The sequence below is a fragment of the Zoogloea sp. LCSB751 genome, from assembly GCF_002028455.1.
Classification (GTDB): Bacteria; Pseudomonadota; Gammaproteobacteria; order Burkholderiales; family Rhodocyclaceae; genus Zoogloea.
Window position 1 is genome coordinate 1 of the sequence record NZ_MWUM01000185.1, and the last position, 273, is coordinate 273.

General features: G+C 28.6%; 1 protein-coding gene. It reads left to right on the forward strand.

Features of this window, described 5'->3' with window-relative positions:
• Positions 1 to 34: 34 nt before the first annotated feature.
• Positions 35 to 273, forward strand: a 239-nt coding sequence (locus tag B4920_RS30090) for a hypothetical protein (RefSeq protein WP_216820054.1), incomplete at its 3' end; no start/stop codon positions are given.

Sequence of the window (273 nt, forward strand, 5' to 3'; positions counted from 1 at the left end):
ACTCGAAAATAAATTAATACAATTGGAGGATAAAATGCAAGCATATCTATCATTAATAAGAGATATTTTTGTAATATGCACAACAAGTGTAACAGTGTCGGGGATATGTACAAAGACACTCAATAATTTATTCCTAGATATTGTAAAGAGTAAATATAGAAATATACCAGGAAAACAGGCGCTCTTTAATACTGTTTTTAAATGCATTGTATATAGTGGATGGGTTATTTCGGTAATAGTAACTTTTACTAGATTAGGAGCAATTGTTTTATA